We start from the raw sequence: 14,684 nt of genomic DNA on the forward strand, positions 1-14,684 counted from the left end.
AGTAGTCTTAACCTAACAGCCCGAAGGGCTTTTTTTACCTTAGCTGGCCAGCACGTAATGTCCAAACGACTGATTCCCCTATTGATCCTCGCCGTCGGTATCGCCGGCTTCATGATTCTGAAGATGACCCGTCCTGAGCCTGCCGAAGTGAGTGCCAAGGAACGCAGCTGGCGCGTCCAGGTTCAGCAGGTTGAGCCGGGCACCCATACGCCGGTACTACCCCTTTACGGAGAAGTCCTGGCACCGGAGCAACTGACGGTGACGGCAACCCTTGCCGGCCGAATCGGTGCCAGGCCGGTGACCGAAGGTCAGCGGGTCCGCGAGGGTGACCTTCTGGTGGCTCTGGACGATGCGGATATCCAACCCGCGCTGGCCCAGGCCAAGGCGCAGGTCAAAGACCTGGAAGCCCAGATCCGATCAGAGCAGGTGCGTTACCGGAACGATCAGACGGCTCTGGCCAGCGAGCAGGCCATTGTGGCAAACGCCCGTCGACAGCTTGAGCGTACCCGGTCGCTGGTTGAACGCAACCTGGCGTCCCGAGAGGCACTGGAAGCGGCCACGGATGCCGCCGCAAGGGCGGAGCTGACGGAGAATACCCGGCAGCGGGCGATCGAAGAGCATCCGGCGCGGTTGCAGAGTCTGGAAGCAAAACTGGCCCAGGCGGAGGCTAACCTGATCAGCACCCGGCGGGATGCCCAACGGGCCCGGATGATCGCGCCCTTCGATGGTGTTGTCACCGACATTCAGGTGGCCAAAGGTGATCAGGTGAGCCGCAATGAACCCCTGCTTTCACTTTATCCCGTGGACGGCCTTGAACTCCGGGCACGGGTGCCGGAGATGTTCCGGGGTGAGCTTCTGGATGCTCTGGAACGGGGCGAAACCCTCACGGCAACCAGCGCCGGCGGTCAACACCGGTTCCGTCTGGCCCGCTTTGCCGGCACCAGTGATCCTTCCGGAACCGAAGCCATTCTTGAGCTGGAAGGAAACCCCAGAGGCATCCGCCCCGGTGGCCTGATGCCGGTCACGCTTGAACGGGCGGCGCGCAGCAACACCATTGCCATTCCGTTCAGCGCACTCTACGGCGCAGACAGTGTTTATCTGTTGTCATCCGATGGCCGCATGGAGCGGGCCAGGATTGAGCGAATTGGCGAAGCGCGGGGCAGCAACGGTGAGCGTCGTCTGCTGGTATCCGGCGATGCTCTTGTGCCTGGCGCGCAACTGATTACCACGCACCTGCCTAATGCCGTCACCGGCCTCAAGGTGGATGTCGCGGATTCCGGAGCAGCGGAGCAATGAGGCGTAGAAAGGGCGTCATCGGTTTTTTTGTCCATCATCGGGTTGCAGCCAATCTGGTGATGTTGGTGATGCTGCTCGGCGGAGTGCTGGCCCTGACCCGAATGAACATCCAGTTCTTTCCAACGTTTGCACTGGATGTGGTCAGTGTTCGCGTGGTCTGGAGTGGCGCGTCCGCCGAAGACGTGGAGCAGGGAATTACCAATCCGCTGGAACAACGCCTGCGCAGCGTGGATGGCCTGAAGAAAATGACCTCCACCTCGGCTCAGAGTGTGTCGTCCATTACCCTGGAATTCGAAGAAGGCACCAACCCGATTCAGGCCCTGGACGACGTGCGCCAGCAAGTGGACGAATTCACCAACTTCCCCGCCGAGGCGGAAGAACCCCAGGTGACCCGCATCGAGCGCTACGAGCCGGTGGCCCGGCTGCTGATGTTCGGGGATATGGACCGCAGCGAGTTGCGGCAGCTGGCTTACCGGTTTGAGGACGAACTGCTCCAGCGCGGTATCGACCGGGTGTCCATTCGCGGCCTGCCAGAGCAGCAGATCAGCATTGACGTACCGGTTGAACGGCTTGAGACGCTGGGGCTGTCACTGGACCAGATTGCCGATCGTGTCGCCTCTGTTTCAAGAGATCTGCCCGCGGGAATGATGGCTCAACAGGATGCGACCCGGGAACTGCGGGCCGTGGAGCAGCGCCGTAGCCCCCAGGAATTCGAGAACGTTCCGGTACTCAGTGGTGAGCGGATCCAACTCAATCTGGGTGATGTGGCGATCATCCGACAGGAGGCCCGAGAAAGCCAGGTTACTCTCGAAAAGGACGGCAAGCCGGCAGTTGAGTTGCAGCTGCAGCGTTCTGAAAACGGCAATTCGCTGGAAGCGGCCAAGGTACTTGAAAACTGGCTGGCGGATACGCGGCCGGTGCTCCCGCCGACGGTGGAACTGGAGGTCTACGACGAGACCTGGCAGCTGCTGGACGATCGTATTTCGTTGTTGGTGAAGAACGGTCTGGGCGGGCTGGTACTGGTGGTGTGCCTGCTCTACCTGTTTCTACCGGGCCGTGTTGCCCTGTGGGTGGCCATTGGTATTCCGACAGCGTTTCTGGCCGCCATGGCGGTGCTCTGGCTGATCGGTGGCTCCATCAACATGATTTCCCTGTTTGCCCTGATTATGGCTCTGGGGGTAATCGTCGACGATGCCATTGTGGTGGGTGAGGATGCCGATGCCCATGCGCGAATGGGCGAGGAATCCATCTATGCCTCTGAGGGTGCCGCCAAACGCATGGTCTGGCCTGTTCTGGCCTCCTCCCTGACCACGGTTGCCGCCTTCATGCCACTGCTGGTGGTTGGCGGGGTCATCGGCAATATCCTTGGGGATATTCCACTGGTGATGATCTGTGTCCTGATCGCCTCACTGCTGGAATGTTTCATCGTACTGCCGGCGCATCTGCGTCACGCCTTTGTGCCCCGGCGCAAGAAAAAAGCGGTTGAGCCAGAGCCGAAAAAGCCGGGCCCGGTGGAGCGATTCCGGCAGGGTTTCGAGCAACGCTTCGACCGATTCCGGGAAGGCCGGTTTCGCCGGTTTTCCCGTTACAGTCTGGAACACCGGGGCGCGACGGTTGCCAGCGCGCTGGCCCTGGCCATCATTACCGTGGGTCTGCTGGCTGGTGGTCGGCTCGGGTTCAACTTTTTCCCGACACCCGAACCCTCGGTGTTCTACGCCAACGCCAGTTTCGTGGCCGGCACCGACCGTGGAACGGTGGAGGACTTCCTGAACCAGATGCAGCGAACGCTCAATGACACCGAAGAGGCACTGGGCGGTGATTTCATCCTACACGCCGTAACCACCCGGGGCGCCACCCAGGGTGCCGAGGGGAGTTCGCGCAGTGGTGACGAACTGGGATCGATGATGATTGAACTGGTGCCTTCCGATCGCCGCTCGGTTCGTAACCCGGAGTTTATTACCGAGTGGCGCAGCCGGCTGGAGACGCCGGCAGGGCTGGACAACCTGACCATCTCCGAACGTCAGGCCGGGCCGCCGGGCCGGGATGTGAACGTGCGCCTGACCGGCGAGAATGCCGAGAATCTGAAGCGTGCAGCCGATGAATTGAGCCAGGCGCTCTCCACGTTGCCCGGAGTGCTGGACGTTGAAGACGACATGCCCTGGGGTCGGGAACAGCTGATTTACCAGGTCAGCGCATACGGCGAGGCGCTCGGGCTGACCACCTCGGATCTCGGAAGTCAGTTAAGGGCAGCCTTCGATGGACGGGTTGCCCAGATATACCAGGATGGTCGTGACGAAGTCGAAGTCCGGGTGCAGTTGCCCCGGGATCAGCGTGAGCGTTTATCCACCCTCTCACGGGTGACGGTCCGCGTTCCGGACGGGCGGTTCGTACCGCTGACCCAGGTGATGAATCTGGACCACCGCCAGGGATTCCAGGCCTTGCGGCATGCCGAGGGCCGGTTGGCGGTTGAGGTAACCTCGGGTCTGAACACCCGGGTCAGCACCACCGATCAGGTTCTCACCAGCCTCCAGGCAGAGGCATTGCCGGATATCGCCAGCCGCTACAATGTACGCTACAGCTTCGAGGGTCGGTCAGCCGATCAGCGGGAAACACTGGGGGATATGCAAACCGGCCTGGTGATCGGCCTGGCGCTGATGTACGTGGTACTCGCCTGGGTATTTGCTTCCTGGAGCCTGCCCCTGATCGTCATGGCCATCATTCCCTTTGCCCTGGTGGGCGCGTTACTTGGTCACTGGCTGATGGGGCTGCAACTGACCATACTGTCCCTGTTTGGTTTGTTCGGTTTGTCCGGGATAGTGGTCAATAACGCCATTATTCTCGTAGCTTTCTATAACCAGCAACGGAAGAAAGGGCTGGGTATTACCGATGCGCTCAACGAAGCCGCTGTGCAGCGGGTGCGGGCGGTCATGCTGACGTCACTGACAACCATTGGCGGCCTTCTGCCCCTGCTGTTCGAGACGTCCCTGCAGGCCCAGTTCCTGATTCCCATGGCCACCTCTATTGCCTTTGGCCTCGGGTTATCGACCTTGCTGGTCTTGCTCGTGGTGCCTGCGTTGCTGTCCTGGCTGGAGCAGTTTCGCGATTGGCGTGCACGACGGCATGGTTCGTCGGCCGAGCCCCTCGGGGCCCCTGACTGACCCAGGGAGCCGGCTTTGACATGGTTGCCCCGATCAATCAGACAGGAACGACATGGTGGGTTCTTTGCTTTGGGCCCGAGGCCTGAAAAAGCAGTTCAGCAGCGGAAATGAACCGGTATCGGTGCTGCAGGATCTGTCTCTGCAGCTGGAGCCGGGGCAGTCACTGGCCCTGACCGGTCGTTCCGGTTCGGGCAAGAGCACCTTGCTGAACATCCTCTGTGGTCTGGAAAGGCCCGATGCGGGGAGTGTGGGGGTCCTTGGCGAGACCTTTGACACTCGAAACCCCGAGGCGCTGAAAAAGGCTGAAGCCCGCTGGGGCAATCTCCGTCGACAGCAGATTGGTGTGGTGTTTCAGGAAGCCAACCTGATGCCGGCCCTGTCACTGCTCGATAATGTCCGTTTACGGGCCCGGCTTGCCGGCCAGGATGAGCAGGATTGCCAGGACTGGCTTGAACGTTTGGGCATCGGCGAGCTTGCGAACCGATACCCGGATCAGGTCTCTGGCGGCCAGCGACAGCGTGCGGCACTGGCCATGGTGTTTGCCATGAAACCCGCTCTGATTCTCGCCGATGAGCCGACCGGCAGCCTCGACCGACAGACCGCCGAGTCGGTTATCGAACAACTGTTCGAGCTGCAGGCCCGCCATGGTTGCGGCCTGATCCTGGCCACCCACGACCCCGACCTGGCCTCTCGCTGCAACCGGCACCTGGATCTCGGGCATCTGCCCGTCCCCTGAGCGCAATATGACCCTTCTGGCCGCCCTGTTCAGCCATTATCGCCGCCATCCCCTTCAGCTGTTGGCGCTGGCTGCCATGATTGTACTGGCCACCATGCTCTGGACCGGTGTCCATCACCTTACCAGTCAGGCCCGGGCCAGTCTTGAGCAGAGCGAGTCGGCAGTGGCCGAGCGTCAGCAGGTGAGGCGCACCGACGGTAAGCAGGTTACGGTGGAGGACTTTGTTGAACTCCGGCGCGGGGGGCTGTGTGTGATGCCCTGGCTGGAAGTGGCCTCGCCGGAAACCGGGCGTGTGGTGGGTGTTGATCCGCTCGCAGCAGGGTGCTTCGGGAGTACGGACCAGGACGATGAACCCTGGCGGGGTGAACTGGACGGCCGGCCCTTTGTGGATATCAGTGAGGCAGCAGAGCTGGCCCGAGGGAAGACAGGCGAGCTGTCACTGTTGGTGTCCGACAGCGACAGCGCTGGCGTGCTCCCGGCCGGTTACCGGCTGGCGCCTTTCCGGGTCGGGCCGGATACCGGGGAACTGGGTGACAGCTTTCTGCTGAATCTGGATGCCCTCGGGGTCCTGGTGCTGCTGATCACCGCCCTGTTGGTGCGCAGTGTTTACCTGCTCGGTTTGGCCCAGCGCCGTGACAGCTTTGCTCTTCTGCACCGGTTTGGGGTTGGCCCGGGACGTATCAATCGCCTGTTGGTGGCTGAAATCCTGTTGTTGGCCCTGGTATGCATTGTGCCCGGGATCTGGTTTGGTCGTTGGCTGGCCACCGGCCTCGGCGGCGGATTCGGACGGGCGCTGGAAGGGCTGTTCGATCAGCCTCTTTACGCGGGGCAGGACGGTGGTTGGCTGGTGCCCCTTGCGATCATGTTGGCAGTGGTGCTGGTCGCTTGCCTGGCGGATCTGCTCCGGCCAATGGCCCGTCGGCTTTTCGGGAATGGCCGCCGGTATGGTGGGTTCCCGGTTCTGGTGCTGGTGTTCGGTGTCGCTTTGTCAATCTGGGCCCCGGGGCTGGCCTGGCTTTTCGTTGCCGTGGCGATTGTTTTCGTGGCGGCAGGCACGTTGGCTCCGATCCTGATTTCCAGGCTTGCAGACGGGCGGGCGCGGGCGGATAGCAACCCTCTGGCACGTTGGCGCCATCGGGAGCTTTCGGTGCTCGCCCGACGTCTGGCCCTGCCGCTGGTGGCCCTGCAGTTTGCCATGGCTATGGTGCTGGCGGTGCAGGCCCTGGTTACCACCTTCGAAAGCACGTTTGACCGATGGCTTGGCCAGAGGCTGGAGGCGGATTTTTACATTGAAATACCCGAAACCGTTGATCCAGGCCCGGCGCTTGAGTGGTTATCGGAACAGCCGGAACTTGCCGCCTCCGGAATGTGGCACCGGGTGGCCAGGGGGGAAGCGACACTCGTGAAGACCTCTGGTGAAACAGGCCCGGCAGTGGACGTATTTGCCCTGGGACCTGTTGGCCCGCTGGTCACCGGGTGGCAGCTGTTCGAGTCGACGGACGAGCCCTGGCGGGCATTGCAACAGGGCAAGGGTATGATGGTGAATGAACAGCTTGCCCGTCGGCAGGATGTGACCGTTGGCCAGACCCTGACGGTGACACTCGGGGGGGAGGAGCTCAATTTCCCGGTATTGGCCATTTACCCCGACTACGGTCGCCCGGCCGGTGAGATACTGTTGAATGTTTCCGTCCTGCCGCCCGAGTTTGTTCGCGGCTTCCAGAGCCTGTCGGTCTCTCCCGGGGATCTGTCGATGGAGGCGGTTACCCACCAGTTAAAGGCGTTATGGCAGGTTGAGGAACTCACCGTGCGGGACAACCGGGCTATAGAGGATCTCGCCTCCGCCATCTTTGACCAGACCTTTTTGCTGACCCGGGCGATGACAGCCCTGACCTTGATTCTGGCGGCTGTTGCCCTGCTGATGATGGGCTGGGTGTTTTTCTCGACCCGGGCCTGGTATTTCCGGTTGCTGATGGTGTGGGGACTGTCACGCCGGCAGGCATCGGCGCAACTGATCCGTCTGGCAGTGTCTCTCAGCAGCATTATCGCCTTGTTGGCGCTGCCGTTGGGTGTCTGGCTGACCTGGGTTTTGGTGCATCGCATCAACCCACTGGCGTTTGGCTGGTCCCTGCCCATGGCCGTCTACCCGGGTTTCTGGCTGGAGCTTGGGGTTTTGAGCCTGCTGATTGGCCTCAGCATTGCTCTACTGATGAGTCGCCAGCTCAAATCGCCCAAGTCCGCACCAGTGAACGCCAATGCACCGGCAGGAGGTGAACGATGAGACGTTGGTTCCTATTGATGCTGCTGGCTCTGGCAGGGTGTTCGGAGCCGGAGCAACAGGCTGGATTTGCCGGACTGGCCGGTGTCGCAGAAAATGAGTCCGGGGTGCCATTTTTGCAGCCCGGACCGGGAGACCGTCTGAGTTTTCCCGAAGATTTCGGCCCCCATCCCCAACACCGGATTGAATGGTGGTATCTGACCGCCAACCTGCAGACGGAAGGCGGTGAGCCCCTGGGGCTGCAATGGACCCAGTTCCGGCAGGCAATTACACCGAGGCCGACGAACGCTGAGCCTCCCGAGGCGAACACCTGGCCCCTGGAAGCCGCCTGGATGGCTCACGCTGCAGTGAGTTTTGATAGCCAGCATTACTTTGGCGAGAGACTGGCCCGGGGCGATATCGGCCATGCTGGCGCAAGCGCAGAACCTTTGACTGTCTGGCTGGACGACTGGCGGCTTGAGGCAGCGTCGGGGAATGAATCATGGCGGTTGCAGGTAGCGGCGGACGGCTGGTCCTACGATCTGTCCCTACGGGTCAAGGGTGAGCCTGTTGCGCACGGCGACAACGGCTTCAGCGCCAAGTCCGCCGATGGCGAGGGTTCGATGTATTTCAGCCTGGTCGATCTGCAGATAGACGGCACGGTCACCCTGGGCGATCAGACATTGGAGGTTACAGGGAAGGGCTGGTTTGATCGGGAGTGGAGCAGCCAGTTTCTCAAGGCCGGCCAGCAGGGCTGGGACTGGTTCGCCCTGCATCTGGATTCAGGGGACAAGCTGATGGCCTTTCGGCTGCGGGAGTCGGATGGTGCTTTTCGGGCCGGTACCTGGATAGCTGACAATGGCAAACCCGTGGCGCTTGGCGCCGATCAACTCAGAATTGCGCCATTAACCGAGGGCGACGGGTATCCGCGTGCGTGGCAACTGGCGGTGCCAGACTTCGGACTGAACCTGGAGGTGGCAGCGCCGGCGGGGGATTATCGAAACACCGGGCTGTTCCCGTACTGGGAGAGCCCGGTCTCTGTATCCGGCAGCCACGACGGCGTGGGTTACATGGAGCTGACCGGATATGGCGAATGAACTTCGGGCAACCGAGTGTCACTCGATGGCAGTAGCACCGATCCGGTGAATGCTCAGATCCGCACCATTGAACTCTTCTTCTTCGGTCAGTCGCAGACCGGAGATCGCATGAATAACACTGTAAACCACCAGACCGCCGATAAAGGCCACGATGACGCCGGCGACAGAGCCGATAATCTGTGACATCAGGCTGACGCCGCCCAGACCACCGAGTGCTTCCTGACCGAAAATGCCGCACGCAATCGCGCCCCAGACCCCACAAACGCCGTGCAAGGGCCAGACACCGAGCACATCGTCCAGGCGTTCGATTTTGGCCTGGGCCCATTCGAACAGGTACACGAAGATGGCGCCGGCCACGCCCCCGGTGACCAGGGCGCCAACCGGATGCATCAGGTCAGAGCCGGCACACACGGCTACCAGCCCGGCCAGAGGCCCGTTGTGAATAAAACCCGGGTCCTTTCGGCCCAACAGCATGGATACCAGGATACCGCCCACCATCGCCATCAGGCTGTTCACGGCGACCAGGCCGCTGATGCCGTCCAGAGTCTGGGCGGACATAACGTTGAAGCCAAACCAGCCAACGGTCAGGATCCAGGCGCCGAGGGCCAGGAAGGGAATGTTGGAGGGGGCAAAGGCTACTACCTTGCCGTTGCGGTAGCGCCCGTTTCGGGCACCCAGAACAAGGACGGCCGCCAGGGCGATCCAGCCGCCCACGGCATGCACCACAACAGAGCCGGCGAAGTCGTGGAAGGATGCACCAAACTGGTTCTCCAGCCAGCCCTGGAAACCATAGTTGCCATTCCAGATCAGCCCTTCAAAGAACGGATAGATGAAGGCGACAATCAGGCCGGAGGCGATAAGCATCGGATAGAATTTTGCGCGTTCGGCGATGCCGCCGGAAACGATGGCGGGAATCGCGGCGGCAAAGGTCATCAGGAAGAAAAACTTCACCAGATCATAGCCGTTGGCCGCGGTCAGCTCGGCGGCACCGCTCATGAAATGGCTACCGTAGGCGATGTAATAGCCAATAAAGAAGTAGGCCACGGCGGAGATGCCGAAGTCGGTCATGATCTTGACCAGGGCGTTGACCTGGTTCTTGTGGCGGACGGTGCCCACTTCCAGGAAGGCAAAGCCGGCATGCATGGCCAGCACCATTATGGCGCCGATAAGAATGAACAGCGTGTTGGCGCTTTCGGTCAGGGTGTGTACTGCACTCGTGATGTCCACGGGTTTTCGCTCCTGATGTTGTTTGTCCGGCCTCTGTCGGGCCGTTTTACGTTAGGGTGTGCATTGTTGAGGTGCAGCTAAAGCAAGAGCTGTTCCAAAACGAGGCAATTCAAGAGCGGTAAGGCGGTTGAGGGATATCGAAGGGCTGATGGAAGGGGATTCAAGAGGAAAAGCGCACTATGAGTGTGCGTTTTGGCACCAGATGCACCAAATTAGAGAGCGTCTACCAGCTGATTTCGTTCGATGTCGAACTGTCGGATTCGATACCCAGGATTGACTCTGCATCGTCTGATTCGGACTGAATCAGCTCCCGGAGGCGAACCTCCTGTTCCTGCATCGGGCCGGAGAGGTCGATGATGATTTCCACGCGCCGATTCCTGGCACGGTTCTCGGCTGAGGTGTTGGCAACCCTGGGCTCGGTATCTGCCAGTCCTGTGACGGACAGGCGGGTGGGTTCAACCTGGTCCCGGGCTACCAGAACGTTGGCCACAGCGGCGGCGCGGGCGGCAGACAGGTCCCAGTTGCTGTAGAAACGATCGGTGCGGATGGGTACGTTGTCGGTGTGCCCCTCAATGGTCAGATCACCAGGAATGCCTTCAATAACCTCCGCCATGTCCAGCAGCAGGCCTTCAAATTCCCAGGTCAGTTGGGCCGAACCGGAGGGGAAAGAGCCTTTTTCTTCCACCCGGATCACGATTCGACGCTGATCCTCGCTCACGTTGATTCGGCCATCGGCAATGGCAGGTTCCAGAACTTGCAGGATTTCGTCCATGGTTTCCTGCATCTCTTCCTCTACGGCGGCTTCAACGGCCATATCGGTGGGACTTTTCAGGGTCTGGAGTTCCGGGTCTTCTTCCGTGGTGGTCTGTTTGACCTCGTTAACCACGGTGGGCTCGGGCGGCGCGGGCGAAAATTTGTCGAAGATGGGGCTGGTGCCCTTGGGAATTTCCAGGGAGGGCACGTCGCGCTGAACACCAAAAGCTTTGGAAAGTTCCCCGGCGATCTGCTTGAATTTCTGGGCGTCAATCTCCGAGAACGAGAGCAGCAGTACGAAGAAGCACATCAGCAGGGACATCAGGTCGGCAAAGGTAACGACCCAGGCGGGAATTCCCGGCTTTTCCTCCTCTGGAAGCTCGTCCATGATTACGCGCCTTCTGCTTCCGCCACTTTTTCGCGTTCCTTGGGCGGCAGGTAACTTGAAAGCATCTGCTCGATAATCCGGGGGTTGGTGCCTTCCTGGATGGCAACGAGGGCATCGATATAAAGCGACTGCATTCGGGCCTCCTCTGTCATCCGCAGGGACAGCTTATCGGCAATGGGGGTTGCGATCATGGTGGCAATCATGGCGCCGTAGAGGGTTGTCAGAAGTGCGACAGCCATGGCGGGGCCAATGGATTTGGGGTCTTCCATGTTGGAAAGCATCTGGACAAGACCAATCAGGGTACCGATCATCCCCATGGCGGGTGCCACATCCGCCATGGCGGTAAAGACCTTGGCGCCGGAGCGGTTGTGATCCAGGGTCATCAGGCGCTCCTTGCTGAGGAGCTGTTTGATGGTGTTGCCGTCCTGTCCGTCTACCAGCATCTGGATGCCCTGGCCCAGAAAAAGGCTGCTGACTTCCCGATCTTCCAGCCCAAGAACGCCTTCCTTTCTCGCAATGTTGGCGATTTCCACCAGCTCTTCGATGCTGGCCTGGGTTTCCGGCAGCTTGAATTTGAACGCTCGGGCGGCTGCTTTGAAGGCACCGAAAAACTGCGCGAAGCTGAACTTGGCCAGAACCACAAGCATGGTTCCGCCCACAACGATCAGGAGCGAAGCAGGGTTGATAAAGACAGCGGGAGAGACGCCGAGAATAACTGCCGAAGCAATGAGCAAAATTGCGCCAACAAGACCTATGAGAGTGGCGAAATCCACGATATCTCCAGATGTGGTTTGAGGTAGTCGGAAAACGGGGTTGAGAGATTACCTTCAGTTCAGAATTTAATCAATTCGACTGAGGGGCCGTTTTCATGTCTTCCTGGTGTTCTTTCCAGGCGGCATAGCGATGAAGGTCTGACTCCACCAGTTTCAGGCACAGGGCGACCACCCCGGCATCGTCCACAAAGCCGATTCCAAATATCAGGTCAGGAATCACGTCCAGCGGGTTCATGACGTACAACAGCGCGCCCGCCACGGCCGCGATGGTTTTCCAGGGAACGCTCCGGTAGTTGCCATACCAGTAATCCCGGATCAACGAAAACATCAGTTTGATATCGGTTCGAAAACGCGCTAGCTTGCCGCTGCCTTTCACTTTCTCTTCAATGCTGCGTTGGCGGTCCAGCAGTGTCTCCAGGTCTGCCCGATGCACCTTGCCCGCCTCGTTGTCCAGCTGTTTTCTGGCGTCTTTCTGGTTGAACAATGCCATCTAAAGGGTTCCTTGCCTGGTGCCTGAGTATCTATGATCTCGCAGCCGTGCCGGCAATGCCAATGGTGAAGCGCTTATCGATGCTTGTACTGGGTCGGGCAATAGCCCCGGCTCACTCCTTCAGGGCGCAACTGGCGATGTTTGGTGTTGCGCCCGGTTACCCGTTGTCGCCAGAGCCGAAAGCTGGCCGGCTTGAGTTCCCTGCGCATAAGGCCAATAACGTCCTTTTCCCTGAGGCCATAAAGAGTTTCGATGGCCTCGAAGGGGGTACGATCTTCCCAGGCCATTTCGATAATTCGGGAGAGATCCGCCTCATGGAAGCTGGTCGACATTGTTTCTCTCCTCTCGCCTTACCCAACAAAAATGCGTTTGGCCAGACCCGCCCCGCGCCAACCCTGAATGGCCAGAGTTGTTACCAGGCCACCGATCATGGCACCCACTACCCCGCAGGTCAGAATATCCTGACCAGTGAGATACAACCCGGGAATGTCGGTTTTCGGTTTCAGCCAGTCCTGCTCGAACCGCTCCGGGTTGTGGTCCAGGCCGTAGAGTTCGCCCCGGCCATAGCGGCAGAACCAGGCGGTGGAGAGCGGCGTGGAGGTTTCCACGTAATCCACTTTGCCCCTAAGTTGGGGCAGTTTCTCGTACATCACGTCCAGCAACTGCTCGGTGATCTTCTGTTTCAGGGCTTCGTAATCCTCGCCCCGCTTGCCCCAGATGGTGTCCTGCCAGGGTTCGAACATCTCCCAGGTGGTCGGCGCAACAATCTCGATGGTGGAGGTGCCCGGCCAGCGGTTCTGGTAATCCGGATCCTTGGCCGCCGGAAAGGAGATATACACCACCGGAAACTCGGTGTTTTCCGGGTCATCCAGGAACTGTTGAACGTTGTCGTCGTGATCGGCGCTGGGATAGATCCAGAAATTGGTGCGGGGCAGCCCGAGCGCCTCCGGTGTGCCTTTCAGGCCGATATAGAGCCCGATGTGGGGCATGGAGGGAATGATGTGCTGGCGCTTGCTCTTGTAGCCAATCTTTTCAGCAGCATCGGCTGGCAGCAATCTTTCGAAGGTATTGATCACCCCGGCGTTGCTGATGACCAGTGGTGCCCGGATTTCCTCGCCATCGGCCATGCGCACCCCGGTTGCCTTGCCTTTCTCCACCAGGATGTCGGTGACGTCGGCGTAGGTGAATACTTCGCCGCCGGGTTGTTGAATCACCGGGATAATGGTTTTGGCGATCTCCGAGGCACCGCCGACAGGGTAGAAACCGCCGTAAAGGTAGTGTTTGGCAATCAGCGCATGGACCATAAAGCTTGATTGCTTCGGGGTGACCCCGCAGTCCCCCCACTGGCCGGTGATAGCGCCGATCAGCTCCTGGTTGTCGGTGAGCTCGCTCAATACCTCCCAGGTGGTTTTGTTGAAGCAGTCTGGCAGGGCCAGATCCAGGCCCTTGTGAACAATCGGGCCGAGAAGACCCGGGGTAAGCTTGGACAGGGTGTACCACTGCATCCCGTCAGCCACCTTGCCCAATAGTTTCACGTACTGGTCGATAGCCTCCTGCTCGTCCGGGAAGGCGTTGAGCAGAGAAAGACGCAACCCCTCCTTGCCGGCGCGCAGATTCACTATTTTGTCACCCAGGAAGAACCGATCGTAGTTCTCGTCCATGGGTGCCCATTCCAGCTTGCCGTCGGTGATGTAATCGAACAGCCGACGGCCCAGGGTGTGGGGTGAGCCCATATCGCCGATGTAGTGAACACCTACGTCCCATTCGTAGCCGTTGCGGGCATAGCTGTGGGTATAACCCCCGGCGGTGTAATGCTGTTCAAGCACCAGGATTTTCTTGCCGGCTTTTGCCAGGCAGGCTGCGGTGGTCAGGCCGCCAATGCCGGAGCCGATTACAATGGCGTCGTAGGGGCCTTTCAGGCGATTGGCCCGGTATCGGGTACCGATCCGGATCGTGCTTGGTTTGAGTGTCTTGGAAGACGAATTGTTCACTGCTGTATTTGCTACCACCATGCTTTGCCCCACATTTCCGGATTGGCCCAGTTCTCTGGATTATTCCAGGCCCGCTTGTGGTTGTAAGTATCCAGATTGTAGGTATACAGCGTGAGTACGCCGTTATCATTTTCCAGTTCGGCATGGCGTCGAAAGCCAAGGCCGATGAAATCGGTAAAGGCCCAGTCCGGGGTCTCTCCCACCAGAACCGCAATCTGATGGGTGCCATAGTTCCTGAGCTGACCCAGGAGCAGGGCGCCTTCGTCGTGGGGCAGATGTTCAAGAGTGCCGGTAACCAATGCCAGGTCTGCCACCCGGTCGAGAAGCAGATTGGCATTGGGATCGATCGTGTCCAGGGTGTGGACGTCCACACCTTTCTGGTGTTTCTGCCAGATCCGTGACACCTCGGTGGCCAGGTCGCCGCAGCTTAGCAGGGTCGCCGGCGAGCAGGTGTCGATGATGCGGGCCAGGGTTTCCCGTGCTGTGTTGCCGTTATCCTTCGTATCCGTCATGGCTCGTTG

The 14,684-nt window shown here is 59.9% G+C and carries 12 protein-coding genes; 5 read left to right on the forward strand and 7 right to left on the reverse strand.

Features of this window, described 5'->3' with window-relative positions:
- Positions 1 to 57: 57 nt before the first annotated feature.
- The 5 genes from ACESMK_RS02575 to ACESMK_RS02595 are packed head-to-tail and all read left to right on the forward strand — an operon-like array spanning position 58 to position 8,541.
- Positions 58 to 1,296 carry an efflux RND transporter periplasmic adaptor subunit gene (locus tag ACESMK_RS02575; RefSeq protein ID WP_372994959.1) on the forward strand — a complete coding sequence of 413 codons (1,239 nt, stop codon included), beginning with the start codon at positions 58 to 60 and terminating at the stop codon, positions 1,294 to 1,296.
- Complete coding sequence (locus tag ACESMK_RS02580; protein WP_372994961.1) at positions 1,293 to 4,454, forward strand: efflux RND transporter permease subunit; 3,162 nt, start codon at positions 1,293 to 1,295, stop codon at positions 4,452 to 4,454. Before ACESMK_RS02575 ends, ACESMK_RS02580 begins: the two co-directional genes overlap by 4 nt.
- Before the next feature lie 52 nt (positions 4,455 to 4,506).
- The gene (locus ACESMK_RS02585; RefSeq protein ID WP_372994963.1) at positions 4,507 to 5,190 is read left to right on the forward strand and encodes an ABC transporter ATP-binding protein; all 684 of its coding nucleotides are present in this window, start codon (positions 4,507 to 4,509) and stop codon (positions 5,188 to 5,190) included.
- Positions 5,191 to 5,197: 7 nt separating this feature from the next.
- Positions 5,198 to 7,468 carry an FtsX-like permease family protein gene (locus ACESMK_RS02590; RefSeq protein ID WP_372994965.1) on the forward strand — a complete coding sequence of 757 codons (2,271 nt, stop codon included), beginning with the start codon at positions 5,198 to 5,200 and terminating at the stop codon, positions 7,466 to 7,468.
- The gene (locus ACESMK_RS02595; RefSeq protein WP_372994967.1) at positions 7,465 to 8,541 is read left to right on the forward strand and encodes a lipocalin-like domain-containing protein; all 1,077 of its coding nucleotides are present in this window, start codon (positions 7,465 to 7,467) and stop codon (positions 8,539 to 8,541) included. The genes ACESMK_RS02590 and ACESMK_RS02595 overlap by 4 nt, the downstream gene beginning before the upstream one ends.
- 18 nt (positions 8,542 to 8,559) lie before the next feature.
- On the opposite strand, the gene ACESMK_RS02600 is transcribed toward ACESMK_RS02595, so the two are convergent.
- The 7 genes from ACESMK_RS02600 to ACESMK_RS02630 form a co-directional block, all read right to left on the reverse strand.
- Positions 8,560 to 9,768, reverse strand: a complete 1,209-nt coding sequence (locus ACESMK_RS02600; protein WP_372994969.1) for an ammonium transporter — start codon at positions 9,766 to 9,768, stop codon at positions 8,560 to 8,562.
- 223 nt (positions 9,769 to 9,991) lie between these two features.
- Positions 9,992 to 10,909, reverse strand: coding sequence for a flagellar motor protein MotB (locus tag ACESMK_RS02605; protein ID WP_372994971.1), 918 nt, complete (start codon positions 10,907 to 10,909; stop codon positions 9,992 to 9,994).
- A 2-nt stretch (positions 10,910 to 10,911) separates the two neighbouring features.
- Complete coding sequence (gene pomA, locus ACESMK_RS02610; protein ID WP_372994973.1) at positions 10,912 to 11,682, reverse strand: flagellar motor protein PomA; 771 nt, start codon at positions 11,680 to 11,682, stop codon at positions 10,912 to 10,914.
- Positions 11,683 to 11,752: 70 nt separating this feature from the next.
- Positions 11,753 to 12,172, reverse strand: coding sequence for a YkvA family protein (locus ACESMK_RS02615; RefSeq protein ID WP_372994975.1), 420 nt, complete (start codon positions 12,170 to 12,172; stop codon positions 11,753 to 11,755).
- A 74-nt stretch (positions 12,173 to 12,246) separates the two neighbouring features.
- Complete coding sequence (locus tag ACESMK_RS02620) at positions 12,247 to 12,504, reverse strand: TIGR03643 family protein (RefSeq protein ID WP_372994977.1); 258 nt, start codon at positions 12,502 to 12,504, stop codon at positions 12,247 to 12,249.
- A gap of 18 nt (positions 12,505 to 12,522) precedes the next feature.
- Entirely contained in the window at positions 12,523 to 14,184 is a 1,662-nt protein-coding gene (locus tag ACESMK_RS02625; RefSeq protein ID WP_372994979.1) for a phytoene desaturase family protein, read from the reverse strand.
- The gene (locus ACESMK_RS02630) at positions 14,175 to 14,675 is read right to left on the reverse strand and encodes a DUF6231 family protein (protein WP_372994981.1); all 501 of its coding nucleotides are present in this window, start codon (positions 14,673 to 14,675) and stop codon (positions 14,175 to 14,177) included. The genes ACESMK_RS02625 and ACESMK_RS02630 overlap by 10 nt, the downstream gene beginning before the upstream one ends.
- Between the last annotated feature and the right edge of the window lie 9 nt (positions 14,676 to 14,684).

It is taken from the genome of Marinobacter sp. (genome assembly GCF_041687235.1).
In the GTDB taxonomy this organism is placed as follows: domain Bacteria; phylum Pseudomonadota; class Gammaproteobacteria; order Pseudomonadales; family Oleiphilaceae; genus Marinobacter.

What these genes read in the sequence shown, in the direction of transcription:
- ACESMK_RS02575 (WP_372994959.1), top strand. Translation starts at nt 58, where the DNA reads ATGTCCAAACGACTGATTCCCCTATTGATCCTCGCCGTCGGTATCGCC.
- ACESMK_RS02580 (WP_372994961.1), top strand. Translation starts at nt 1,293, where the DNA reads ATGAGGCGTAGAAAGGGCGTCATCGGTTTTTTTGTCCATCATCGGGTT.
- ACESMK_RS02585 (WP_372994963.1), top strand. Translation starts at nt 4,507, where the DNA reads ATGGTGGGTTCTTTGCTTTGGGCCCGAGGCCTGAAAAAGCAGTTCAGC.
- ACESMK_RS02590 (WP_372994965.1), top strand. Translation starts at nt 5,198, where the DNA reads ATGACCCTTCTGGCCGCCCTGTTCAGCCATTATCGCCGCCATCCCCTT.
- ACESMK_RS02595 (WP_372994967.1), top strand. Translation starts at nt 7,465, where the DNA reads ATGAGACGTTGGTTCCTATTGATGCTGCTGGCTCTGGCAGGGTGTTCG.
- ACESMK_RS02605 (WP_372994971.1), bottom strand. Translation starts at nt 10,909, where the DNA reads ATGGACGAGCTTCCAGAGGAGGAAAAGCCGGGAATTCCCGCCTGGGTC.
- ACESMK_RS02615 (WP_372994975.1), bottom strand. Translation starts at nt 12,172, where the DNA reads ATGGCATTGTTCAACCAGAAAGACGCCAGAAAACAGCTGGACAACGAG.
- ACESMK_RS02620 (WP_372994977.1), bottom strand. Translation starts at nt 12,504, where the DNA reads ATGTCGACCAGCTTCCATGAGGCGGATCTCTCCCGAATTATCGAAATG.
- ACESMK_RS02625 (WP_372994979.1), bottom strand. Translation starts at nt 14,184, where the DNA reads ATGGTGGTAGCAAATACAGCAGTGAACAATTCGTCTTCCAAGACACTC.
- ACESMK_RS02630 (WP_372994981.1), bottom strand. Translation starts at nt 14,675, where the DNA reads ATGACGGATACGAAGGATAACGGCAACACAGCACGGGAAACCCTGGCC.